This is a genomic window from Thalassospira sp. MCCC 1A02898, from assembly GCF_001618185.1.
GTDB classification, from domain to species: domain Bacteria; phylum Pseudomonadota; class Alphaproteobacteria; order Rhodospirillales; family Thalassospiraceae; genus Thalassospira; species Thalassospira tepidiphila.
The window spans coordinates 231,511-256,569 of the sequence record NZ_LPXK01000011.1; the positions used below are offsets into that span (position 1 = coordinate 231,511).

Annotated in this window: 20 protein-coding genes; 10 read left to right on the plus strand and 10 right to left on the minus strand. The window is 55.7% G+C overall.

Annotation, left to right across the window (positions count from 1 at the left end):
* Positions 1–74: 74 nt before the first annotated feature.
* Both AUQ41_RS12065 and AUQ41_RS12070 read right to left on the minus strand, forming a co-directional pair.
* Positions 75–2,510, minus strand: a complete 2,436-nt coding sequence (locus tag AUQ41_RS12065) for an EAL domain-containing protein (protein ID WP_083952679.1) — start codon at positions 2,508–2,510, stop codon at positions 75–77.
* Between the two features lie 127 nt (positions 2,511–2,637).
* Positions 2,638–3,666: a M23 family metallopeptidase gene (locus AUQ41_RS12070; RefSeq protein ID WP_063088638.1), complete on the minus strand. Its 1,029-nt coding sequence runs from the start codon at positions 3,664–3,666 to the stop codon at positions 2,638–2,640.
* 175 nt (positions 3,667–3,841) lie between these two features.
* Here AUQ41_RS12070 and AUQ41_RS12075 point away from each other — a divergent pair, with 175 nt between their 5' ends.
* Positions 3,842–4,633 carry a sterol desaturase family protein gene (locus AUQ41_RS12075; protein ID WP_063088639.1) on the plus strand — a complete coding sequence of 264 codons (792 nt, stop codon included), beginning with the start codon at positions 3,842–3,844 and terminating at the stop codon, positions 4,631–4,633.
* Here the strand turns inward: AUQ41_RS12075 and AUQ41_RS12080 are convergent, their stop codons facing one another.
* On the minus strand, positions 4,634–5,425 hold the full coding sequence (locus AUQ41_RS12080) for a class I SAM-dependent methyltransferase (RefSeq protein ID WP_063089007.1): 792 nt from the start codon (positions 5,423–5,425) through the stop codon (positions 4,634–4,636).
* Between the two features lie 243 nt (positions 5,426–5,668).
* Here AUQ41_RS12080 and AUQ41_RS12085 point away from each other — a divergent pair, with 243 nt between their 5' ends.
* From AUQ41_RS12085 to AUQ41_RS12125, 9 genes are all read left to right on the plus strand, one after another.
* Positions 5,669–6,106 carry a MaoC family dehydratase gene (locus tag AUQ41_RS12085; protein WP_063088640.1) on the plus strand — a complete coding sequence of 146 codons (438 nt, stop codon included), beginning with the start codon at positions 5,669–5,671 and terminating at the stop codon, positions 6,104–6,106.
* Positions 6,107–6,236: 130 nt separating this feature from the next.
* On the plus strand, positions 6,237–7,193 hold the full coding sequence (locus AUQ41_RS12090; protein WP_063089008.1) for a bifunctional riboflavin kinase/FAD synthetase: 957 nt from the start codon (positions 6,237–6,239) through the stop codon (positions 7,191–7,193).
* Positions 7,194–7,302: 109 nt separating this feature from the next.
* Entirely contained in the window at positions 7,303–10,140 is a 2,838-nt protein-coding gene (ileS, locus tag AUQ41_RS12095; protein ID WP_063088641.1) for an isoleucine--tRNA ligase, read from the plus strand.
* A gap of 65 nt (positions 10,141–10,205) precedes the next feature.
* Positions 10,206–10,679, plus strand: coding sequence for a signal peptidase II (gene lspA / locus AUQ41_RS12100; protein ID WP_063088642.1), 474 nt, complete (start codon positions 10,206–10,208; stop codon positions 10,677–10,679).
* 50 nt (positions 10,680–10,729) lie between these two features.
* On the plus strand, positions 10,730–11,311 hold the full coding sequence (locus AUQ41_RS12105) for a DUF3035 domain-containing protein (protein WP_063088643.1): 582 nt from the start codon (positions 10,730–10,732) through the stop codon (positions 11,309–11,311).
* 471 nt (positions 11,312–11,782) lie between these two features.
* Positions 11,783–13,177, plus strand: coding sequence for a pitrilysin family protein (locus tag AUQ41_RS12110; protein ID WP_232308383.1), 1,395 nt, complete (start codon positions 11,783–11,785; stop codon positions 13,175–13,177).
* A 1-nt stretch (position 13,178) separates the two neighbouring features.
* Positions 13,179–14,504, plus strand: a complete 1,326-nt coding sequence (locus AUQ41_RS12115; RefSeq protein WP_063088645.1) for a pitrilysin family protein — start codon at positions 13,179–13,181, stop codon at positions 14,502–14,504.
* 110 nt (positions 14,505–14,614) lie between these two features.
* On the plus strand, positions 14,615–16,576 hold the full coding sequence (mutL, locus tag AUQ41_RS12120) for a DNA mismatch repair endonuclease MutL (protein WP_063089009.1): 1,962 nt from the start codon (positions 14,615–14,617) through the stop codon (positions 16,574–16,576).
* An 8-nt stretch (positions 16,577–16,584) separates the two neighbouring features.
* Positions 16,585–17,100, plus strand: a complete 516-nt coding sequence (locus AUQ41_RS12125; protein WP_063088646.1) for a GNAT family N-acetyltransferase — start codon at positions 16,585–16,587, stop codon at positions 17,098–17,100.
* On the opposite strand, the gene AUQ41_RS12130 is transcribed toward AUQ41_RS12125, so the two are convergent.
* The 7 genes from AUQ41_RS12130 to AUQ41_RS12160 all read right to left on the minus strand — a co-directional run bounded on the left by AUQ41_RS12130 (position 17,097) and on the right by AUQ41_RS12160 (position 25,054).
* Positions 17,097–18,518 carry a pentapeptide repeat-containing protein gene (locus AUQ41_RS12130; RefSeq protein ID WP_063088647.1) on the minus strand — a complete coding sequence of 474 codons (1,422 nt, stop codon included), beginning with the start codon at positions 18,516–18,518 and terminating at the stop codon, positions 17,097–17,099. The two genes, AUQ41_RS12125 and AUQ41_RS12130, sit on opposite strands and share 4 nt — an antisense overlap.
* Positions 18,519–18,576: 58 nt before the next feature.
* A complete protein-coding gene (locus AUQ41_RS12135; protein ID WP_083952678.1) occupies positions 18,577–19,527 on the minus strand; it encodes an OmpA family protein in 951 nt (316 codons plus the stop codon).
* Between the two features lie 44 nt (positions 19,528–19,571).
* A complete protein-coding gene (locus AUQ41_RS12140) occupies positions 19,572–20,309 on the minus strand; it encodes a motility protein A (RefSeq protein WP_232308384.1) in 738 nt (245 codons plus the stop codon).
* A gap of 516 nt (positions 20,310–20,825) precedes the next feature.
* Positions 20,826–21,677 carry a GNAT family N-acetyltransferase gene (locus tag AUQ41_RS12145; RefSeq protein WP_063088649.1) on the minus strand — a complete coding sequence of 284 codons (852 nt, stop codon included), beginning with the start codon at positions 21,675–21,677 and terminating at the stop codon, positions 20,826–20,828.
* A 204-nt stretch (positions 21,678–21,881) separates the two neighbouring features.
* Complete coding sequence (locus AUQ41_RS12150) at positions 21,882–22,823, minus strand: hypothetical protein (protein ID WP_143588665.1); 942 nt, start codon at positions 22,821–22,823, stop codon at positions 21,882–21,884.
* Positions 22,824–22,877: 54 nt separating this feature from the next.
* Positions 22,878–23,828 (minus strand): metal ABC transporter permease, encoded by a 951-nt coding sequence (locus AUQ41_RS12155; protein ID WP_063088651.1) that lies wholly within the window; start codon positions 23,826–23,828, stop codon positions 22,878–22,880.
* On the minus strand, positions 23,825–25,054 hold the full coding sequence (locus AUQ41_RS12160) for a metal ABC transporter permease (RefSeq protein WP_063088652.1): 1,230 nt from the start codon (positions 25,052–25,054) through the stop codon (positions 23,825–23,827). The genes AUQ41_RS12155 and AUQ41_RS12160 overlap by 4 nt, the downstream gene beginning before the upstream one ends.
* Between the last annotated feature and the right edge of the window lie 5 nt (positions 25,055–25,059).

Below are 25,059 nucleotides of genomic sequence, written 5' to 3' on the forward strand. Positions count from 1 at the left end.
CTGCCTGTTTTGTCACAAATTGCAATGGCCCTGCCTGTTTGAAACGCATTATGCCTTTTCCGGTTCCATAACAATCAAACGGTTTCGATGCCGCTGTCCCGATTCGCAGTGGTTTCGGGGAATTCCGCCGGATTTACGACATGCGCGTAGTCGCTTATCGGCTTGGGATATCCGTACTTGTACCCCTGCACAGAGCGGCAATCATGATCGTTCAGGAAGCTTGCCTGTTCGTCGGTTTCGACCCCCTCTGCAATCACCTCGAGGTTGAGGTCGCGGCTCAGATTGATCACTGCACGGACGATGGCAATCGCCTGATCGTTGCTGACCAGTTTCTTGATAAAGGACTGGTCGATCTTGATGCGATCCACCGGGAAGTTCTGCAAGGTCGCAAGCGACGAATAACCGGTGCCGAAATCATCCATGGCAATCCGCACACCCAGCTTCTTGATATCAGAAAGGATCTTCATCGAGCGCGCCGGATTGTGAATAAGGGCCGTCTCGGTGACTTCCAGTTCAAGGCGTTTCGGATCAAGACCGGTTTCGTTCAGGATCTCGGCGACCAGTTCCGGCAGTTCATGTTTCTGCAATTGAACCGCTGACAGATTGACCCCGATGCCAAGCGGATTTTTCCAGCGTGCGGCCTCTTTGCAGGCGGTCCTAAGCACCCATTCGCCCAGCGGCACAATCAGGCCTGTTTCCTCGGCAATCGGAATAAACCGTCCGGGCGGGATCGATCCCAGTTCCGGATCCGTCCAGCGCAGCAAGGCTTCAAACGAGTGGATCACCTGATCATTACCATCGGTCTCGCATTGCGGCTGGTAATGAAGTTCAAGCTGGCCGTTCTCCATCGCATGACGCAGGTTCGATGAAAGCTGGCGCTTGAAACGGTATTCCTCGTCCATTTCCGACGAATAGAACACAATGTCATTGCCGCCGGATTGTTTGACCCGATACATCGCAAGGTCGGCATGAAACAGGATGCTTTCGGCGTCATTGCCATCGGTTGGATAATGAGCAATCCCGATACTTGCAGAAAGCTTCGCACGGTGTTCGGCATTGATGAAAACCGGGAGCGCGACACAATCAAGGACTTGCTGGGCGGTTTCGCGCGACCGGGCAATAACGTTATCCATATCTGATTGTTCAGGATGCGACAGCAGGGCGACAAACTCATCACCGCCAACACGCGCGATCACCACATCATCGCTAAACAGCTCGGCAAGGCGTTCACCCAGTTCCCGCAGCGCATGGTCGCCGGCAATATGGCCAAAGCTGTCATTGAGTTCCTTGAAGTGGTCGAAATCAATGCACATCACCGTCAACGGTATGCCTGTTTCATCCGATTGCGTCAGTGCCTCGGCCAGTCGGTCATTGAATGTCGACCGGTTCAGAAGCTTGGTCAGGGCGTCACGTTCTGCCAGGAAGCGGATATGGTTTTCTGCAGCATACCGTTCGCGCAGATCACGTAGCCCAAATATGACGGTGGCATCCGATATTTCATCGGCGGGAATTTCGCGACGAACGACCTCGACCGGTATGGCGGTATTGGTGCTCCAGGACAGGGTCGTTTCTGCATAACCGACCTTTCCTGATTTGAATTCGGCCGGTGTATCGGAAAGCCACTCTGTCAGGAAATCCTGATCAAGAATGTCTGCGCGGGTCACACCACCCAGTTTCAGGAAACTGTCATTGGCATCAATCACTCGCCCATTCTGGGTCAGAACGAGCGCCTCAATGGCGGAATCGCCCAGAATGCGCATGCGGTTGCTGACATGATCGCGAAGTTGCCGGTCAACAAGGGCGGTGACAAAACCAATCGCAATCAGCCCGATGGCAACAACGGCGACACCAACCGCAAGATATTCCTGCGAAATAAGCTGTGCCGGGACCGGCACAGTCGGATCGGGTGTAATCACCAACGCGCCCATCGCACCGAAATGCATGGTCGCCACCGCGATGGTCAGGTTTGCCTTGCCCAGAAGTTTCTGTTGGTTGGTTTGTGCGGTCTTGGCCAGATACAGCGACGCCATGCCGAACAAGGCCCCCATCAGGATGGCGGCAATCACAATATCCATGTGCCAGCTGATAATGCCGGGAACACGGATGGCAGACATGCCGGTGAAATGCATGGCCGAAATGCCAAGTCCGACAACAAGGCCGCCGACAAGACGCGACAAGACAAGGTGCGGCCCACCGACCGAGGCAATCGCAAACCCGACGGTGGTTGTCACAATTGCAATCGCCAGCGAAACAGCCGTCAGAAGGGGCTCATAGCCAACCGGTACAACCGGGTCATAGGACAGCATTGCGATGAAGTGGGTCGCCCAGATGCCCCCGCCGGTTACAACCCCGGTCAGGAAAAGCCATGCGATTTTCTGTCGAAGGCGACCGATGTAGGCGCGTGCGTACAGATTGAATGCGGTATGAATGCCCGCCAGTCCAATAAGAAGGGCAACGAGGACCAGCACGATATCGTGCTGGTGTGCCAGACAGTCATAAATTCTGTACATTCACGCGCCAAATCTAAAATTAATGTAATATTTTCAATAACTAATGAATTTTACTGGTATAATTTTAAGTCGGCTGGTGTACGTGAAGCAACCCAAATCGGATCTTTCCGGGGCGGGGGTGGGATCCTTAGCGGATCACGACTTTGCCCTCGCCGATGATGCGTGGGGAATTGTCACCACGGGTAAAGGTGATCTCGCCGTCATAGGTGCCAGCTGGCCATTGGCTTCCGGGGCGGTCCATATTGATAAAGAACCACTTTGCGCGCGGGCCTGCATCGTTGGGCAGATCAATGACAAAGTCGCGATGTCCGCCCTTGCCATCAGGTGTTTGCAGGCTCATGCGAATAACATCACCGTCATTGGCGCCAATCAGATAGGCCCAGAAATAAAGTGCCGGGCTTGTGCGGGGCAGTTCCTGATCCTTGCCGTATCCGCGCTTAAGGTCCGATGCGTTCGGGCGCGCCATCGAAAATCCATGGCCATAAAGCGTGATCTCGTTATAGCTCAGCTTTGCGCGTGCAGACGATGACCAAAGAGCCGCATTTCCGACATTGCAATCGGCGGCACTGCTGGTGCCCATGGCGGTGCCACTGAACGGATCAACAAGTTCGCCATCCTTGCGCAGGTTGAAATGCAGGTGCGGGAAGGTGGCCTGACCGGAAATGCCGATCCGCCCGATCACCTGACCACGGCTAACACGGTCGCCCTGTTTGACCGCAACCCACCCGCGACGAAGGTGGCAATACTGGCTTTGCCAGCCATCATCGTGATCAATCAGAATGCCGTTGCCGCATTCTATGCCTTCAAGGCTGATGGTGGCGATACGACCTGAGTCAATGTCTTCAACCCCGTCGCGCAGGGCAACGACCGTGCCATCCGCGATGGACAGGACCGGAACACCATCAAGCATGGTGGCTTCGTCCGGAATGGCAAAATCAGTACCGCGATGGCCGTCATATGTTGTCGTGCCGCAGGCGTAGTCGCGAATGTTCGGTCCGGTATCATGATCGACATAGTGAACAATGTCACAGCTGTTGCCGGCACAAACGACCGGCAAATCAAACGGCGGGCCATCTGCATGGGCGATGCTGCCAAAAGACAGGGTCGCGAACACGGAAAGAAAGAGTGTCCGAATGGATCCTGATCGTTCTGGCATATAGTCCCCCGTTATCGGTTATTGTCGCCAAGCATTGGCATTTCAGTATGAATCAAATTTCTCTAACATAAAGGTGATCAGATATCGAAGTGCAAGATGTTGTTTATACATTGCGATATCCGATATCAGTTCAAGGTGACGCACACGCGCCCCTTATCACACAAGGCAGGATGAAATGGATCAGAGCGGACTATTTCGGCTGGGTATCTTTGCCGCCATTCTGGCGGTCATGGCCTTGTGGGAGGCGGTGGCCCCTTATCGACCCAAGGAAGCCGTGCGTCGTCCGATGCGCTGGCTGACCAATTTTGGTCTGTTGTTGCTGAGTGCTGCCCTTGCACGTTTCACCATCGGGGCTGCGATGATTGCCGCCGCCATCTGGGCGCAGGCCAATGGTTGGGGGATAAATAACCTTTTGGGCATGCCTGCATTATTGTCCGGGCTGGTCACCATCATTGTTCTTGATTGTGCGATCTATTGGCAGCATCGCCTGACCCACATCGTGCCGGTGTTCTGGCGGTTTCACCGGGTGCATCACTGCGATACCGAATTTGATGTCTCCACCGCCGTGCGTTTCCATCCGGTCGAGATCGTCGCATCGGCACTCTACAAATCGACCTTTGTCGTGCTGATCGGGGCCGATCCATGGGCGGTGGTGATTTATGAAAGCATGCTAAGCGGCTTTGCCCTGTTTAATCATGGCAATGTGCATCTGCCCAAACGCCTTGATCGCGCCTTGCGACTATTGGTCGTGACACCCGATATGCACCGGGTGCACCATTCAAGCCTGATGAAAGAAACCAACAGCAACTACGGCAATATCCTGTCCATCTGGGACCGGATATTTGTCAGCTATATCGATCACACCAAGGTCAATGATCACGATATGCAGATCGGCCTTAAGGAATTCCGCGACATGGACAGCCAAAGTTTGCTGGGTGTTCTCTGGATGCCATTCCGGCGTCGCTGATTACGCTGGTACCACGCCGCGCACCGCCATGGCCGATGCCACAAGCGACCGCCGACCGTCTGTCTTGCCACCAAGATACGCCAGACGTGTGGCCTGCTGAATTTCATAGGCCGTGTCGGCATATTGCCGGTTAAAGAAATTGCGGATCAGGCTGTGCGCCCCCATCAGCGACTGCCAGTAGTCATCGAAATCGATGAAATCCATGCGCACCGCCAGGGTTGCAGTTTCAATGTCGCCCAATCCCGCATCCGACCAAAGATCATAAAGGTCATCTTCATCCTGATATGGGACGTCGAAAACCTCTTCGCGCAGTTTTTCGCCCTCGACACCGGCCAAAATGGCCGCGGCATCGAGAAACAGGCGGATAAACGTCAACCCGCCCGCGCGGTCCCAAACAGACGCCGCTATTTTCCCGTTCGGCTTGGTAACGCGGACCATCTCGGCAACCGCCTTTTCCGGGTCTTCAAGATCATTGATCAACAGCTGCGAGAAGGCAGTATCAAAACTGTTATTCTCGAACGGCAGCGACAACGCATCGCCGGTTTTCAGTTCGATATTTGAAGCTTCCTCGCGCAAGGCGTCTGTCAGGTAATCGGGGATCAGGTCAATGCCGACAACCCGCGCATCCGGATACCGGTTGGCCGCTGCCAAGGTCAGACTGCCCGTACCACATCCGACATCAACCAGCGCCCCACAAGACGGTGCGGCAACAAAATCAAGGAAGCTGCGCGACAGACGGCGGCTCCATCGACCCATGGCAATTTCATAGGTGTCTGCAATTGTGTTGTTCATCGGGGGCGTTTCCCAAAGGTTTGTTTTTATAGGGCTTAGATCATTGATATCACAGGTGGGCATGCCCTGATATGTCCCCGTTTCAGACAATTTCAAGCGCCAGTCGCAACGGCATTCGACGAAATAGGCATTGCTCATTTTGAAAAATGCGCAATAAAATTACAAATATTGCATTGCAAAATAATTATAAGCGCGACATCTGCAATGTAAGCAACCGCGCAACAGGCATAGGGTTTCTAGGAAATGGATGAACGCGACGGACTTCATGGGCTGTATTTCGAAGATCTCGAGATCGGGCTGTCGGGCAGTTATGGAAAAACGGTAACCGAAACCGACATCGTGATGTTTGCCGGCATTACTGGTGACACCAATCCGGTGCACCTTAATCAGGATTACGCCGCAACCACGATGTTCGAAGGCCGCATTGCCCATGGCATGCTGTCGGCCGGTTTCATTTCGACGGTCCTTGGCACGCGCCTGCCGGGGCCTGGCACGATTTATCTTTCCCAGAACCTGCAATTCAAGGCACCGGTTCGGATCGGCGATACCGTGACGGCACGTGTGACCGTGCGTGAACTGATCCCGGCCAAGAAACGCGCCATTATGGAAACCAACTGCTATGTCGGGGATCGTTGCGTGATCTCGGGCGAGGCAACCGTGATGGTGCCTTCACGCGCCTGATGCCGGAAAGCCTGCGCTTTTTTGTCGGAAAAGTCTTTACGCTTCGGGCCTGCGCCCTATATAGCTGCCTGCTGGATTTGTCGACAAAAGGTCGGCAGGCATGGAACGCAGCAAAGAGAGACCGGCGCGAATGCGCGTTTTTCGATCTTTTGAGAACCTGACCGATGATGCGCGCGGCGCTGTTGTGGCGATCGGCAATTTCGATGGACTGCATCTGGGGCATCAGTCGCTTCTGGATCAGGCCCGCGCAATTGCCCGCGATCTTGGTGCGCCGCTTGCGATCCTGACGTTCGAGCCCCATCCGCGCATGCTGTTTCGCGCCGATGATCCGCCGTTCCGTCTGACCTCGGCCGAGGATCGCGAAACCGCAGCTGGCAGCATTGATATCGACCTGTTCTTTGAGGTCGAGTTTAACCGCGACTTTGCCGCCATGACGGCCGAGGAATTCATTGAACGTGTTCTGGTCACGGGTCTTGGCGCCAAACATGTCGTGGTTGGCTGGGATTTCTGTTTCGGCAAGGGCCGGGCAGGCGATGTCGATTTGCTGCGCGCGATTGGCGAGAAATCCGGTTTTGGCGTCACGGCGGTGACCGCTGTCACCCATGATAACGGGATTGTTTATTCCTCGACCGCGATCCGTCAGGCGCTGCGTGACGGCCGCCCCGAAGACGCCAAGCATCTGTTGGGACGCCCGTGGGAGATTGGCGGGGTTGTCGCCCATGGCGATGCGCGCGGACGCACCATCGGCTTCCCGACGGCCAATGTTCCGCTTGGCAATCACCTGCGCCCGAAATTCGGTGTTTACGCTGTCGAGCTTGGACTGGTTTCTAAAACCGATGGCAAAACCGTCGAACGCTGGATCCCCGGAGTCGCCAATATTGGCGTGCGGCCAAGCTTTGGCGGCGATGATGATGCCGGGCTTGAAGCGCACCTTTTTGACTTTGATCAGGACATCTATGACCGGCGGGTGCGCGTGCGTCTGCACGGCTTTATCCGCGGGGAAAAGAAGTTCGATGGGCTTGATGCCCTGAAAGCCCAGATCGCAGCAGATGTGATCGCTGCCAAGGATATGCTCGGCAAGATTTGAATTTGTTGACGAACCCGCTATGATCCGCGCGCTTTTCGCAAGATCAGCTTTTCGCGAGATCTCCGGGGGTTCGCCCTTTTAATTTGTTCAAGACGACAGGACCGTCACGATGAGTGTCGAATACAAGAAAACCGTTATCCTGCCCAAGACCGATTTCCCGATGCGGGCGGGTTTGCCAAAGATGGAGCCGACCCTGCTCGAGCAGTGGAAAAAAGAGGACCTCTACGGCAAAATTCGCGGTATTTCGGCCGATCGTGAAATGTTTGTCCTGCATGATGGCCCGCCCTATGCGAACGGTCATCTGCATATTGGTCATGCACTGAACAAGATCCTTAAAGACGTCATCACCCGTTCCCAGCAGATGCTGGGCAAGAACGCTGTTTACGTTCCGGGTTGGGACTGCCACGGCCTTCCGATTGAATGGAAGATCGAAGAACAGTACCGTGCCAAGGGCAAGAACAAGGACGATGTCCCGATTGCCGAATTCCGCAAGGAATGCCGCGAGTTCGCCCAGAAATGGCTTGATATTCAGCGCGAAGAATTCAAACGCCTTGGCGTGATGGGCGACTGGGACAATCCCTATGTCACCATGGACTACAAGGCAGAAGCCTCTATTGCCCGTGAACTTGGCAAATTCCTGATGAACGGTTCGCTCTATATGGGCTCCAAACCGGTCATGTGGTCGGTGGTTGAAAAGACCGCCCTTGCCGAGGCGGAAGTCGAATATCACGACCATACGTCGAAAACGATTTATGTTCGTTTCCCGGTCACCGAGACCAAGGTTGATCTGCTTAAAGACGCGACCATCGTCATCTGGACCACGACCCCTTGGACCATTCCGGGCAACCGTGCGATTTCGTATGGCGAAGACATCGAATATTCCGTCATCGAAGTCACCGAAACCGCCGAAGAAGCCTGGGCCACCGTTGGCGAGAAGATGGCCGTCTGTACCGATCTTCTTGAAGACCTGTGCAAAAACGGTCGCGTTACCGGTCACAAGGTTGTCGGTACCTTTAAGGGCGCCGACCTCGAAGGCACGCTTTCGGCCCATCCGTTCCGCGGGCAGGGTTACGAGTTTGATGTGCCGCTTCTCGCAGCCGATTACGTCACGACCGACACCGGTACCGGCTTTGTCCATACCGCACCCACCCATGGCCCGGACGATTACCAGACCGGTCTGAAATACGGTCTGGAAGTTCCGGAAATGGTCGATGGTGACGGCGCCTATTATCAGACCGTGCCGCTGTTTGCCGGCGAACGCATCTATGATGAAAACGGCAAGGAAGCGGGTGCCAACGAAGCGGTCATCGCCAAACTGATCGAAGTTGGTGCGCTGCTGTCGCGTGGCCGTCTCAAGCACTCCTATCCGTGCTCATGGCGTTCCAAGGCACCGGTGATCTATCGCACCACGCCGCAGTGGTTCATTTCCATGCAGGACAATGACCTGCGTGAAAAGGCGCTTAAGGCGATTGATGAAACCCGCTTTGTGCCAGAAGGCGGTCGTAACCGTCTGCATTCCATGATCGCCAACCGCCCGGACTGGTGCGTATCGCGCCAGCGTGCATGGGGCGTTCCGATCACGGTGTTCATCGAAAAAAGCACCCGCCAGCCGCTGCGTGATCAGGAAGTGCTTGATCGCGTCTACGAAGCCTTCTGCGAAGAAGGGGCCGATGCGTGGTTCACCCGTGATGCACAGTATTTCCTTGGCGACAAATACAACGCCGATGATTTCGAACAGGTCACTGACGTGCTTGACGTCTGGTTTGATTCCGGTTCGACCCACGCCTTCGTGCTCGAAGAACGTCAGGACCTGAAATGGCCGGCGGATCTTTACCTCGAAGGATCGGACCAGCATCGCGGCTGGTTCCACAGCTCTTTGCTGGAATCCTGTGGCACCCGTGGTCGCGCCCCGTACGAAGCGGTTCTGACCCATGGCTTTGTTCTTGATGGCGAAGGCCGCAAGATGTCGAAATCGCTCGGCAACGTCATTGCGCCGAACGATGTCATCGACAAGCTTGGTGCAGATATCCTGCGTCTGTGGGTGGTGAGCTCCGATTATCATGACGATCTGCGCATCAGCCATGAAATCATTCAGCGCCATTCCGACATCTATCGTCGTCTGCGCAATACCCTGCGCTTCCTGCTGGGCAACCTTGACGGCTTTGACCAGTCTGAAAAGGTCGCAGATAACGAACTGCCGGAACTCGAACGCTGGGTTCTGCATCGTCTGAGCCACCTTGATGACATGGTGCGCAAGACGACAGCCGACTACGATTTCCACTCGATGTTTATCGAGCTGCATAACTTCTGCGCGCTTGATATGTCGGCGTTCTATCTTGATATCCGCAAGGACGCGCTTTATTGCGACGCGCCAAGCAGCCTGCGCCGCCGTGCGGCCCGCACGGTCATGGATCGCGTGTTTGATTGCCTTGTTCGCTGGTTGGCACCGGTTCTTTGCTTTACCGCCGATGAAGCATGGCGTGCGCGTTATGGTGCCGAAAGCTCGGTTCACTCGGAAACCTTCAACACGGTTTCCGATGGCTGGAAAGACGATGCGCTGGCCGCCAAATGGGCCAAAATCCGCAAGCTTCGCCGGGTTGTCACCGGTGCGCTTGAACTTGAACGTGCGGAAAAACGCATTGGCGCCAGCCTTGATGCCGCACCAAAGGTTTATGCGACGGCTGATTATGTTGAAGCCCTCGCTGGCCTTAATCTTGCCGAAATCGCCATTACATCTGACATCGAACTGATCACGGGTGACGCACCGGACGGTGCCTATACCCTTGATGATGTCGCAGGTGTAGGTGTTGTGCCGGCATTGGCGGATGGCGAGAAATGCGAACGTTGCTGGCAGACCCTGCCGGAAGTTGGCAGCCACGCTGAACATAAAACCGTTTGCAACCGCTGTGCGGATGCCGTTGATGAAATGGGAATTGCTGCCGAGTAACGGTGGCGTTCGGGGGTGCCCTGCCAGTTGGCAGGGCACATCCCGGCAAGTCAGAAAGAGTGTTGATGAAACATCGTGCCTTTGTGTTTGGTCTGATCGTCATTGCAATCGTGTTTGGTGTCGACCAGTGGACCAAGGCGCTTGCCATTGATGGTCTGTCGAACCCGCTTCGCGTCATCGAAGTGACGCCGTTCATGAACTTTGTTCTGGCCTGGAACCCGGGTGTTTCGTTTGGCCTGTTTCAGGGGCAGGCACCTTGGGTGATGATTGCGGTGACCGCTGCCATCACCATTGGCTTTGGCATCTGGATGTGGCGCACACGCGATTCCATGCTGCGCTTTGCCCTGGCAATGATCATTGGCGGCGCGGTTGGCAACCTCGTTGATCGTCTGCGCCACGGGGCTGTGACCGACTTCATTGATCTGCATGTTGCGGGTTATCACTGGCCGGTATTCAATATTGCCGATAGTGCAATCACGGTTGGTGCGGCGCTACTGTTGATCGATTCCCTTTTTGGCGGTAAAAAATCTACCAGATGAATTTTGGCCGGGCGGACATGGTCCGGTTTTGAAGTGGTAATGAGGCACAAATGGCCCGGAAACTGACGACCAATATTTTCAAAATTGCATTGCTGGGCGGACTTGCGCTTGGCGTTTCCGGTTGTGAATCAACACGTGAAACCTTTGGCCTGAACAAACAGTCGCCCGACGAGTTTGCGGTTGTTTCGCGCGCCCCGCTCAGCCTGCCGCCTGATTTTACGCTGCGTGTTCCTGATCCGGGCGCACCGCGCCCGCAAACCGGTTCGACCACCGATCAGGCGCGCCGTATTCTGGTTGGTGAAGATCCCAACGTTGTAAAACGTGACATCACCGAAGGCACGCGCAGCAAGGGTCAGGTTGCCCTTCTTTCGGCATCCGGTGCGCAATATGCCGATCCGGAAATCCGCAACACGGTGGATCGTGAAACCTCGATCTTCATTTCCGAAAGCGAAGGCGTCGTCGACGATCTGCTGTTCTGGCAGGAAAAGCCGGAATTCGGCACTGTTGTCGATCCGGCCGCCGAAGCCAAGCGTATCCGCGATCAGCAGGCATTGGGTGACAATGTTGCCGGTGGTGCCGATACCCCTGTGATCGAACGCAAACAGAAAGGCTGGCTGGAAGACATCTTCTAAGCTTTGCCGAACACACGACAAATTGATGCATTCAGACAAGGGCGCGATGGTTTCGCGCCCTTGTTCTGTCATATTCGGTTCTTAAGAAATGCCTGTTGAATGCAAGTGCCGCGTTCTGCCGTACCTGCATTGAAACACACCGTTTGCTCAGGGTCAGGACCTACTAATTTGATTTGAATGGCAGATGTTATATTTGTGAAATCCAAGGAAAAGCACGTCGGGCGGGCTGGTATCCCGGCCAAGGGGTTTGACGTAGGAGTTCGCAAATATAACGTCTGTCCTTCGGATTAACCGGATTTGCACGGGCTACTTTGTCGTAAAGCTTTGAAAGATATATATCTGTCTGCAGCTTTACTTCGCGTATCCGCACAAATCCGGTGAACCAATCAAACCAAATTAGTAGGTCCTGACCCTAACCATCCTGAATTGGAATGGGACGCCACAATGAGAATTTCTGGAACAATCCGATCAATGACGCGCAGCTCTGTGGCTGTGCTTGCCCTCGTCGCACTGACCCTTGCCCTTGTGCCCGGTTTGTCACGGGCGGCTGTTTTCAGCCCGCAAACTGCCACCCTTGATAACGGCATGCAGGTCGTGCTGGTGGAAAACCACCGTGCACCCGTCGTTACCCACATGGTCTGGTACAAGGTCGGCTCGGCCGACGAGCCCCAAAGGGTTTCGGGCATCGCCCATTTCCTGGAACATCTGATGTTCAAGGGGACTGATAATATGGCACCGGGCGATTTTTCAAAGATCGTTGCGCGCAATGGCGGCAATGACAACGCCTTCACCAGTTGGGACTACACCGGATATTTCCAGAACATCGCACGTGACCGTCTTGATCTGGTCATGGAGATGGAAGCCGACCGCATGACCAATCTGAAGCTTTCAGATGATGTGGTTCTGCCCGAACGCGATGTGATCATCGAAGAACGCCGGTCTAGGCTTGATACCAGCCCGGGGGCGCTTCTGGGCGAACAGATGCGCGCATCGCTTTATATGGCGCATCCCTATGGTCGGTCGATCATTGGCTGGCGCCATGAGATGGAAAAACTTTCCACCGAAGACGCACTTGAATTTTATCGCGACTGGTATGCGCCCAATAACGCCATTTTGGTTGTTGCCGGCGACATCACCATGGATGAATTGCTGCCGATGGCGGAAAAATATTACGGCGTCATCCCGCGTGGCAAGGACATGACCCGCAACCGTGTTCAGGAACCGGTTCAGCATGCCCCGCGCAAGGTCACCATGCGTGACCCGCAGGTCGGTCAGGCATCCTGGTCGCGCTATTACCTGGCACCGTCCTACAATACCGATGCGGCTGATGCCGCACCGCTTGATGTGCTAAGCGAAATCATCGGATCGGGCACCACCAGCCGCTTCTTCAAGGCGCTTGTGGTCGATCAGGAAATCGCCTCAAGCGTTGGTACTTTCTACGACCCTGTGGCGGTCGATCTGGCAAGCTTCGGTGTCTATGCCGTTCCGCGCGGTGATGTTGATCTGGCCGACCTTGAAAAGGCGGTCGAGGCCGAAATTGCCAAGGTTGTTGCCGACGGTGTCACCCGGGATGAACTCGACCGGGCCAAGCAGAAGCTGCTTGATAGTGCGGTCTTCGCCCGTGATTCGCTATCGGCCGGTGCGCGTGTGCTCGGTCAGTCGCTTGCGGTCGGTTTGACCGTGGATCAGGTCGAAAGCTGGCCGGACCGGATTTCGGCCGTGACGGTGGATCAGGTCAATGACGCTGCCAAGCGCGTCTTTGATGCCAAGAAATCTGTCACCGGCTGGCTGATGCCGCCCGAAGGTGGCCCGGTCACGGGCGCTGGTGCCGCCCTTCCGATCACCTCTGGCGAAGGAGTGCACTGATATGAACAAGCTGTTTAAACAGATTGCCGGTGTTGCCTTTGCGACAACGCTTGGCTTTGCGCAACAGGCCAAGGCGGTCGAAGTTCAGGAAGTGATTTCAGACGGCGGCATTCGCGCTTGGCTGATCGAAGATCACATGAACCCGCTGATGACCATGGATATCGCCTTTACCGGTGCCGGGGCGGCAACCGATCCCGATGGCAAACTTGGTTTGGCCAATATGGTATCGGGCCTGATTGACGAAGGTGCAGGTGCCATGGACAGCCAGACCTTCCGCAGTGAAATGGAAAACCGGTCGATCGGTCTTTCCTTTGATGCCGGGCGCGATGATTTTGCCGGATCACTGACCACGCTAACGCGTGAACGCGAAACGGCGATTGATCTGTTGCGTCTGGCCCTGTCCGAGCCGCGCTTTGATGACGAGGCGGTTGAACGTATCCGCGCACAGGTTGTTTCGGGCCTCAAACGGGCCGAGACCGATCCGCGCGATATCGCCAGCCGCACATTCTTTGCCTCGATCTTTGGCGATCATCCCTATGCGCGTCCGGTCTCGGGCACGCTTGAAACCGTGGCCGGTTTGAGCGCCAATGATTTTCGTGGTTTCGTGCGCCGTGCCTTTGCCAAGGACAACCTGATTGTGGGCGTCGCCGGTGATATCACCGCCGAAGAACTTGGTCCTTTGCTCGACGAGGCCTTTGGCGCCCTGCCAGACAAAAGCGATCTGCCCAAGATCGCCGATGTCACGCCGACCTATGGCGATATCGACGTGATCGAACAGGACATCCCGCAAAGTCAGGCGATCTGGGGCCAGAAGGGCATCGAACGCCAGGATCCGGATTTCTATGCGGCCTATGTGATGAATTATATCCTGGGTGGTGGTGGCTTCTCATCGCGCCTGACCGAGGAAGTCCGTGAAAAGCGTGGATTGGCTTATGGCGTCTATAGCTACCTCGCCAATCTTGATCATGCCGACATGATGATGGGCGGGGTTGCCACGCGCAATGACGCGATTGGTCAAAGCCTGTCGCTGATCAGTACGGAATGGACCAAGATGAAGCAGGACGGCAGTACCCAGGAAGAACTTGATAATGCCAAGGCCTACCTCACCGGGGCGTTCCCGTTGCGCTTTACCAGCCTCGGCAATCTGTCGGGCATGCTGGTCGGCATGCAAAAGGAAGATCTTGGCATGGACTTCCTTGATCGTCGCAATGACATGGTCAATGCCGTCACGCTTGATGACGTCAACCGGGTGGCAGCAAGTCTGATGGACCCGGCCAATGTCACGGTGACCGTGGTTGGCAAGCCGGAAGGTGATCTGGCCTTCTGATCGCAGAACCACATCGGAAAAGTTGCAAAGCGCGGTGAAAGGGATTTCGCCGCGCTTTGTGCTTTGATAGGTTCATCCCAACCAAGACAAACATCACGAGCACCGCCTTCATGACCCTGCGCGTCCTGCCACAGAACCTGATCAACCAGATTGCCGCCGGTGAGGTGGTCGAACGTCCTGCGGCTGCGCTGAAGGAACTGGTTGAAAACGCCCTTGATGCCGGGGCGACCAAGGTGGATGTCAATCTGCGCGATGGCGGTCGGACGTTGTTATCCGTTACCGATGACGGCAAGGGCATGACGCCGGAAGAACTGGCACTGGCCGTCGAACGTCATGCGACATCCAAGCTGCCCGATGATGATCTTTTCAATATCGGTTTCATGGGCTTTCGTGGCGAGGCCTTGCCATCGATTGGGTCGGTGTCGCGCATGCGCCTGACCAGCCGGGTACGCGGCTCTGAAAATGCCTGGACGCTGGCGGTTGAAGGCGGGGCCAAGGGCGCACCCGAACCGGCCGCCCATCCCTATGGCACGCGTGTTGAAGTGCGTGATCTTTTCTATGCCACGCCAGCACGTCTGAAATTCCTTAAAACCGCGCGGACCGAACAGATGTATGCGCGCGAGATCATGGATCGCCTGGCGATGGCGCGCCCGGATGTCGGCTTTACACTCAGTGGTGATAACAACAAAACGATCCTGAATTACCCGGCCTGCGAAGGTGATCTGTTTGATGCCCGCCTGAAACGGCTGGGCGCGGTGATGGGCCGCGAATTCCAGGACAACGCCCTTCAGATCGAGGCAGAGCGTGAAGGCATCCGCCTGACCGGCTATGCCGGGGTGCCGACACTCAACCGGGGTAATGCCCAGATGCAGTTCATGTTTGTTAATGGCCGCCCGGTCAAGGATCGGCTGCTGCAAGGGGCGGTGCGCGGTGCCTATCAGGATTTTCTGGCACGTGATCGCCATCCGTTATTAGCACTTTTCTTTGAACTTTCCCCACGCGATGTCGACGTCAACGTCCATCCCGGCAAGACCGAGGTCCGGTTCCGTGATCCCGGCATGGTGCGTGGGCTGATTGTCGGCGCACTGAAACATGCGCTGGCCGGGGCGGGGCATCGGGCCTCGACCACGGTGGCCGACATGGCCTTGGGGGCGGTGCGCCGCGAAGGTGAGGGACCCTCACTTCCGTATGGCGGTGGCGCACGAAGCGGCGGCGGCAGCGGATTTAACATCGGACAATATCAGCCAAGCGTGCCGGGCCATGCCGCGATTGAACGCAATTACGCCGCCCAATCCCCGATGGAAAGCCAAGGAAACTATGGTGGCCTGTTTGATCGCGGGCGCGAGTTTGGCGGATCGGGTGGTAGCGCTAACATCACAGGTGGCGAGGGCGGCTTTGCTGCGGCCGCGGCGGCAGCCCTTTCGGGTGGCTATGACGCTGCCGCACCGTCCGCGCGGATTGATAACATTGCCGATGAGGGAAAATTTGTCGATCATCCGCTGGGGGCGGCGCGCGGGCAGGTGCATGCCAACTATATCATCGCCCAGACCCGCGACGGGTTGGTGATCGTCGATCAGCACGCAGCACACGAACGCATTGTCTATGAACGCATGAAGGCGGATCTTGCCGCCAATGGTGTCAAGCGGCAGGGATTGTTGCTGCCCGAAGTGGTTGAACTGGATGAAGCGTCGGCTGATCGTATTGCGGATCGGGCAGAGGAATTTGCAGAACTGGGTCTTGTGATCGAGCCGTTTGGCCCAGGTGCGATTGTAGTGCGCGAAGTGCCCGCACTGCTGGGCAAGGTTGATGTGAGCGCACTGGTGCGCGACATGGCCGATGAAATTGCCGAACTGGGCCAGGGCATGGCGTTGAAAGACAGGCTGATGTATGTCTGCGCGACCATGGCCTGCCATGGGTCTGTGCGTTCCGGGCGCAAGCTTAATGCTGACGAAATGAACGCACTGCTCCGCCAGATGGAAGCCACCCCGCATTCAGGCCAGTGCAACCACGGTCGCCCGACCTATGTTGAGCTGAAGCTTCACGACATCGAAAAGATGTTTGGCCGGAGGTAGGAAGGCTGATGGCAAAGATCACGATCCATGTCGCAAAACTCGATGATGCGGTCACTGTCAGTGCATTGTTTGCCCGGTCCTATTCGACATTTCTGGTCAATGACTATGCGCCCGAAATCCTTGAGCGCGCTATGCCGTTTCTGACCTTTGCAAAACCCGATCTTCTGAATTCAGGCACCTATTATATTGCGAAATCCGAGGACGGAGATGTTGTCGGGGCCGGAGGCTGGACGGCGGTTAGGCCGGGAAGCAACGAGGGCGATGTTCAAAGTGGCCTTGCCCATATGCGGCATTTCGCCGTCGATCCCGACCACGTCCGCAAAGGCGTAGCCAGTATGCTGTTTGATCGCTGTGTAAAAGATGCCAAGGCAGCAGAAAACGTAACCCGCTTCGAATGCTATTCGACGTTTACAGCCAAACGATTTTATGAATCCTGTGGCTTTCGGGTGATCGGAGGTTTCGCCGTCCCGTTTGCACCGGATTTCAGCTTTCCCAGTCTGCATATGGTCTGTGAGCTGGATTAATCCCGAAGCTTGAGGCTCCTGGGCAGGCGGGTGTTGGCATTGACACGGGCGCGCTGAATCTGTTCGGCAAACAGGCCGCGCGTGCCACTCAGATCCGCATCACGGAAATCCGCCCCGGCCAGATTGGTGCCACTCAGATCACAGTTTGGCAACTGCATCCCGCGGAAGTTGGCGTTTGAAAGATCAGACCCAAGAAACACCGTATTACGCATCACCGCCTTGCCAAAGCGCGCCCCGGCAAGGCGGCTTGCTGCCAGGTTGGCGTTATCGAGATTGCTTTCACCAAAGTCGGCGGCAATCAGATTGCAGCGGCGCAAAACCGCATCCTTGCAATTGGCACGCTGGAAACTGGCAAAGGGCAGGCCACATCGGCTGAGATCGATCCCTTCAAGCTCCGCATCACGTAGATCGGCGTGTTCGATGGACATCACCGTACCCTCGCGCCCGCCGGTATCGACCCAAAGTTTGTGACTGATCAGGGCCTCATGCAGATCAATTTCGACAAGTTCTTCGTCCTCGATCTGTGCTTCTTCTTCGATTTCGATGCCATCTTCGTCGGGGATGGCATCGGGCTTGGTTTCGGTTTTGACGACCCCGGGAACCAGGGCTTCGCGCGCTGATTGAGCCGCTTCAAGGTTCTGATCGCGGGTGCTTTTCCCATCTGTGCCCGGAATGTTGACAAGCTCATCATCGCCAAATGTCTGTCCGGCACCATTCAGGCGCGGCTTGGTATCCGCGATAACGAGTGGCGTGATATCGATGGTCGGTGATTTCTTTGGCGTTTTCGTCCGGGTTTGAGGGCCCGCACCATCATTGTCCAGCGTCCGCTTGGGGGCTGCGTTTTTGGTGGACTGAACGGCGGTGGTATCAGATTTTTCTTTGGTTTGCGGATTTGCCGACGGCTTGGCAACGGCTGTCGCTGCCTCGGTCCTGGTGGCGGGAAGGGGGCTTGTCTTTGCCAAATCCTGCGGCCGTGCCGGGCCGAAATAGTTTTCTTCAAGCACGAAGCGGCGTGGCTTTTTCAGGACTGTTTCGATAATCTTTGTAAGGCGTTTGGCATCAATCGGCTGACGAAAGACGCCTTCAATGCCGGCATCGACGGCATCGCGCATGCCGCGCCGGTCAAGTTTCGGCGCGCCCAGAAGGATCGGGACATCGCGCCCGTGGGGGGTGTCATCTGTGGCGGAATCACGAATGGCCCGGATGGTCGAAATGCCGCGCATGCCATCAAGGTAAAGGCCGATCAACACCATATCGGGTTTGAGCTCGGCAACAAGTTCAACGGTACGGTCACGATCATCACAGGTGACAAATTTGCCAAAACCAAGAGGTTCGACCGCCACGCGTGCCGCGTTGATGTTGCGTTCACTGTAGTCCGCATAGAGGATCGTCTTTTTCTTGTTGTCATGGCTCGCCATGATGCGGGGGTTCCTCTGCTTTCAGGTTGGTCACTCTGCGCCTGTCGTCTGATATCCGTCAGAGGCCGTCGGACGGAATGCTAAATGTGCGCCGTCTTTCAGGTATCTGATCGTTGATATCTGTGTTCCCGCCGATTTCTCCATCGCCGACATCGCCCTCTCCGTTCGAAGTCGGGATGCCAGCGTCAGTTCCAGTGCCGGTTCCTGCCGCCGCAGCACCATCCGGATCGTAATTGCTTTCAACCATTTCAATGGTGATTTCAACCCGCCGGTTTGTCGCGCGACCTTCGGGCGTGTCATTGGTCGCAAGCGGCCGACTGTCGCCATATCCCTGAATGACCATGCGTCCGGGGTCTGTTCCATTCTGGTTGATCAGGAAATGCAACACCGATGTCGCACGTGCAGCTGAAAGATCCCAGTTTGATATATAGGGTGACGATGCCGAAACGGGAACATTGTCCGTATGGCCTGCGACCTTAATTTCGCCTTCTGTCTGGTTGATGACGGGCGCAACACGGTTAAGGATGGCGGCAAATTCATCGGTCATGCCCGATGAGCCTGACGGAAAAGCCAGTTCGTTGGGAAAACGCATGACAACTTCACCGTCGATGCGTTCCAGTCCGACCTGATCCTGAAGTCCCATATTATCAAGGACCGAACTGAGCGTTTCTTCAAGCGCCTCGGCTTTTTGTTCCTTGGTATCGGTTTCCTTGCTTTCGACCTGGGGTGTTTCGACAGGCGGAATTTCCGATACCACGCGCGGAGTATCGGGGGTCGGCGCCTTAAGAGATTTGCCAACAATCGAACCATCGAGTTCAATCACCCCGGCAAGCTGATCTTGCTGGGAAAAACCGAAGGCGGCCTTTACCGACCCGGCAATCTGCTTGTAGCGGATGACATCCATCTCAGCAAAGGTCAGCAAAAGCACAAACAGGACAAGCAGCAACGACATAAGATCAGCGAATGTCGCCATCCAGGCCGGTGCACCTGCTGCGGGTTTCTTTGCCATGGACTATGCCCAGCCTGTTGCCTGTTGAAGCGCTGCCATCCGGATCATTCCCCGCCGCCAGCGTCTTCGTCAGCCGGAACACCACCGGGAAGATAGGGGCCAAGGATTTCCTTCATGACCATCGGGCTCTGGCTGGCCTGGATTTGCACAACGGATTCAATGATCAGTTGTTTTGTGTTCTTCAGGCGGTCCACCTTGAGTGCCAGCTTGTCGGCAACCGGCAGGGCGATCAGGTTGGCCAGAACTGCGCCATAGAAAGTTGTCAGCATTGCAATGGCCATTGCGGGGCCGATCGCATCCGGATCCGAAAGGTTGGCGAGCATCTGCACCAGGCCGACCAACGTTCCGATCATGCCAAAGGCTGGCGCGGTGTCGCCAATGCCGCGGAACATCAGTTCGCCAAGTTCATCATTCTGGATGGATTTTTCCACTTCGCTTGAAATCGAGCTTCTGATGACTTCGCCGCTGTGGCCATCCACGCACATGCGAATGCCGCGCGCCATGATTTCGTTTTCAATCTCGACATTTTCCAGACCCAGCAGGCCGTTTTTGCGAACAAGCCCGGCAAGTTCGATCGCTTTTTCGTAGATCGAAAGCGGGTCTTCCTTCGGGTTTTTGAACGCAATGCTGATCCCGATCTTGAGTGACTTGATCACGTCGCGCATCGGGAATTTGATCAGGGTTGCTGCCGCAGTCCCGCCAAACACGACCATGATTGATGGAACGTCGACAAAGGAATCAAGGCTGCCGCCCATCAAAATGGCGCCGAAAATAACGCCCATTCCGGCGATAATTCCAATAAGTGTCGCTATATCCATGTCGGTTTGTGGTATCCGGCTTTTAAAAACAAATTCCTGAAAATGCGCGGCTGCTTGACGGCAACCAACGCGAAACGGGTCGTCACGTCATCATCGGTATTATACCTTGCAGATAAATTCCCCCTGTATGGACAGCTCAAAGCTGCAAATTAAAATCGCATTACACTTCAAAAATTGGGTTTTCATCACCCTTTTTCCATATGTCTGCAATAACTTCCTGCCCCAATAGGCGAAAAGCATTCTGCCAATTATCAACCAAGTTTCAAAACTACGGCATAGGTCTATCTATTGCTATACTTTTGGTGCCCAATCTTTAGTTGCCAGACTTTTGTGCAATTCTCAATCCCAGAGAAGACTAATATGCGCATATAAGTATGGATATACACACTGCTTTTATACAAAAGCCTACGCACAAAAGCAGGATCGGAATCCTGACATTTTCTGATATTGCAGGGCTTTAGTGGAAGCGATTGCGTAAAGCTAACCTAACTCGAACGACGAAATCCCAAAAATCATATCATGCGCAAGTTTTGGCGCCGGACCCTTATACATACGCGCAGTTTCGAATTCCGGTACCATGCCGTGTGCAGTTGCCAGATCAATTGCGGTCTGATTTGGTTCCGGGACATCAAGATAGACTTTGGCGCTCTGATCATCGCGGCTTTGTAAAAGGGCGGCGAACAGGGTTTGTGCATCTTGTCGGTTATGGGCAAACAGCGGACCAATCTTGTGGCCCTCACGACACGGGCGGATTACACCATAACCCCGAAGTCCCATCGGTCCCTTAAGGGCCAGGGCGGTATGCTTGTCATTGCCGATCCAGCCGCGCAGGAATTCAATCCGGCTTTCGGGGAACAGGTGGCAGGTCTGCTCGAAGGCATCGACAATGGCAATGTCATCCACTGCAAGCGTGAACAGATCATCCGGGATTTCGATATCGGCCTTAACCACGCCGCCATAGCGGACATTGCGATGGGCGAATTCAAAGCCGGATTGGCGGTAACTGTCCTGCTGATCAATGACACCATCAAGGCCGATGGTTTTAAGCACGCTGTCGTCAAGCACAGCTTGCCACAGGCGATAGCCCAGACCGGAACCGCGCCGATCCGGGCGGCAGATATAAAATCCGACAAACCCGAAATCCGAGCTGTACTGGACGGCTGAAATCACCGCAGCCAGTCCCTGTTTGTCAAACGCGCCCCAAAAGCCATCTGTATCGGTGTTGAAAAACACTTCCGCATCAGAAAGGCCAGGATTCCAGCCTTCCTTGGCGGCCCACTCAACGGCAAGGGGAAACTCGAATGGTTTGAGGCGGCGGATTTTATCAGGCATCGTTCTGTTCAGACTTCCGGTGATCAGATGAAGGTTGGGGTTACCATGGGGACTTGGTCATACGCATGTGCCAAACATCTATCATGGCGCTGCAAAAACAATGATAATTTTTATTGTGGATAGGTGTCATTGTGCGTGTCGAGGTCAGGCCATGATCACGTCGCAACATCCGATCATGACAGTTTGCAAAATAGGTGGCGCGAATTAATTCTCCCGGATCGTTGCAACGGATTGATGCAGGCCGGGGGAGAAATGTGCGATCGCATTGTCGAGCGCGATCAGGATTTCGGCAATCATTGGATCGCCTGTACGTGCCGTTGTGTGATCGACTTCATTGCGCAATTCGGTAATGGCACGGATCAGCTCACGGTTGGTGGGGGTGACGGCCGTGGCGATTGATTTTGCCCGTTGGCCGATCATCTCACGAACCGTCCGGAAGGCGGCCATTTCCATTTTGGCTGGAGGCGGCGCGATCTGTTCTGTGCCTGCAAGTGCACGCTTGAGGGATAAACCCGTCATGTGGCTGGGCTCGGCAATCAGGGCGGATGTGATGATTCGAAATGCAATGATATCGGTGGCCAGTTGAGATCGGTTTTGCGTATTTGCCAATTCTTGGAAGGCAAACAGATCTGCTTCGTGCTCGTCGCGGTGGTCTTTTAACGCATCCCCGCCGAAATGATCGGGCTGACAATGACGTACTTCATGGAAGATCAGCCAGCGAAAGGTCAATTCCGCAGTGCTGGCATAGTGAAGCCGCGTCCCAAACCAGTTGCGCATCAGTTCGGCAAAGATTTCGATGCTGCTGTCCGGGATGACTTTCGCCGGAATGAAAATCCGGCAGGTCGGCAATGCCGTATCCCCTTTGCGTCCGGTGACAGTAAATGGGGAGCGCGGCAGTCTGGCAAAGGTCTGATCAGGATCCTTGATCGCGCCAAGCCCAAGTGCCGCGTCTATCTGTCTTAAAAAGTCATCCCGCCCGTCAAAGATCGACAGCTCGATATCGCCAAACTGACGGAGTTCGGCTGCCAGATCAGCGATCGGTGCGGTGTGCTCGGTTTGGGCATGACTGGCCCCGGCAAGGGCCGGAACCAGTGCTGCAATCAGGCCGATTTGCTGCAGGTATGTTCGGGACAAAGTGATTATCATGGCAATCATCACGACACTATGCCTGTCGGCGGTGCATGACGCGACAGGAAACTGTCAGGCTTCCGCGTTCTGACCGGTGCGTTTGCGTTGCGGACCAAACAGGCAGGTCAGAAGAAGGATCCCGCCCGAAACCGTGGCAATCATACCCGCGGCACTGACCGCGTAGGGTGATCCGAACCAGCCCGGACCATAGCCGGCAAACACATAGCCCAGAACGGCAGAGATTGTTGCAAAGACAACCGACCAGCCAACCTGACGGCTCAATTGATTGGTCATCAGACGTGCACTGGCCGGGGGGCAAACAAACATCGCGATGACAATGATTGAGCCAACAGCATCAAAGGCAGCGACGGCGGCAACGGCCGTTGCCACGACCAGCGCAAAGCCAAGGGCGCGGGTACGAATACCAATCGCCCCGGCAAAGGCGGCATCAAAGGTCGAGATTTTCAATTCTTTCCAGAACAGGAAAATAAACAGCCCGATGCCGACCAGAACAACCGCCAGGCGCGGCAATTGTGGTGGCAGGGTCGCAAGCGCGGCCGGATCCAAAAGCGATCCCCAGCCTTCGGCATCAAACCAGATCAGGCTTTCCAGATTGCCGAGCAACGCATGCTGCACATCGATATGCACCGAACTGGTATCGGTAATTTCAAGGAATAAAACACCGGCGGCAAACAGGGTTGTGAACACCAGCCCCATCGCCGCCCCCGGTTCAACCCGACCGAGGCGCTTGACGATTTCGATCATCACCACGGCAATGATCGCAGCCGCGCCTGCACCCAGCATCATCGGTACGGCGGTGATGGTGCCGGTCACCAGAAAGGCCGCAACAATACCGGGCAGGACAACATGACTGATCGCATCCCCAATCAGGGCCTGCCTGCGCAGCAACAGGAAATTACCCGGAAGCGCACAGGCAATGGCGGCCAGCGTGCCAATCACAATCGGTGTTAGGCTCAACTGGACAAACTCCGCGCCAAGGGCAATGATCAGATCATCGATCATGCCTTTGCTCCCTGGGTGGTTTGTGCGTTCTGGATCATGCGATCAATCTCGGCGATTTGGTCGGGCGTCATCATCCGTTCAATCGGGGTCAGCCCGTCATAGCGTTCAATGGCCGAATCATCGGGCAGCATCCGGCGCGCCATCGCCCAGCGGGCCTCGTCATGGGCGGCCTTTTCTGCGGCAATCCGGCCGCGCGCGGTGGCAACCCCGTCAGCACGGATCATCCCGGCACGGCGCAGGATACGAATGGTCAGTCCATCATAGATCGGTTCACGGCGCGCGAGCGACAGCAAGCCTTGCCGGCGATGCACGCGGCGCTGAAACCGCTGATGCCGCAATGCCGATGCCAGCCCGCCCCGCAACGGCGAAAAGAGCGCCGAAATCATAAAGAACCCGAAGGCCACCAGAACAATGATCGGTCCGGTCGGAAGTGCCGCGTGCGCGGCCGACAACACCGCCCCGACATAACCCGAAAGGCCGCCAATGACGGCGGCAATCCCGATCATCTTGCCGACCTGATTGGTCCAGAAGCGCGCCGCCACCGGCGGAATGATCAAAAGGGCCACAATCAGGATAAGACCAACGATCTTAAGCCCGATCACCGTGACAATCAGGGCAAGCCCCATCATTGCCAGGTCGATATTACGGACATTAACGCCAGTGGTCGCGGCATATTCCGGATCAAACGCCACAAGCGTCATCGGACGCCGAAGCAGGAAAACAAAGCCTGCCGCCATGGCCCCGGCAACGGCGATGGTGGTGGCCTCTGAAATCAGCATGCCTGCGGTGGAACCCAGCAGGAAGTTTTCAAGCCCGGCCTGACGGCCTGATGACATGGTCTGGATCACGGTCAAAAGAACGATGCCAAAGCCGAAAAACACCGACAGCACGGCACCGATCGCGGCATCCTCTGTCAGGCGGGTTTTGCGTGTGATCCATTCGACCATCAAAAGCCCGATGGCCGATGAAATTGCCGATCCCAGAATAAGTCCCGGTAACCAGCGCCCGTCACTGCCAAACGCCACCATGATAATGAATGCAAGCCCGACACCGGGCAGGGTGGCGTGGCTGATCGCATCGGAAACAAGGGCACGCTTGCGCAGGAAAATAAACGCCCCGGCACTGCCGGCCGACAGGCCAAGCAGACCTGCACCAATGGCAACAAGCGCGCTGTTATAGCCAGCCTGCAGGAAAAGGGCGCTTATGAAATAATCACCAAATCCCATGTGCG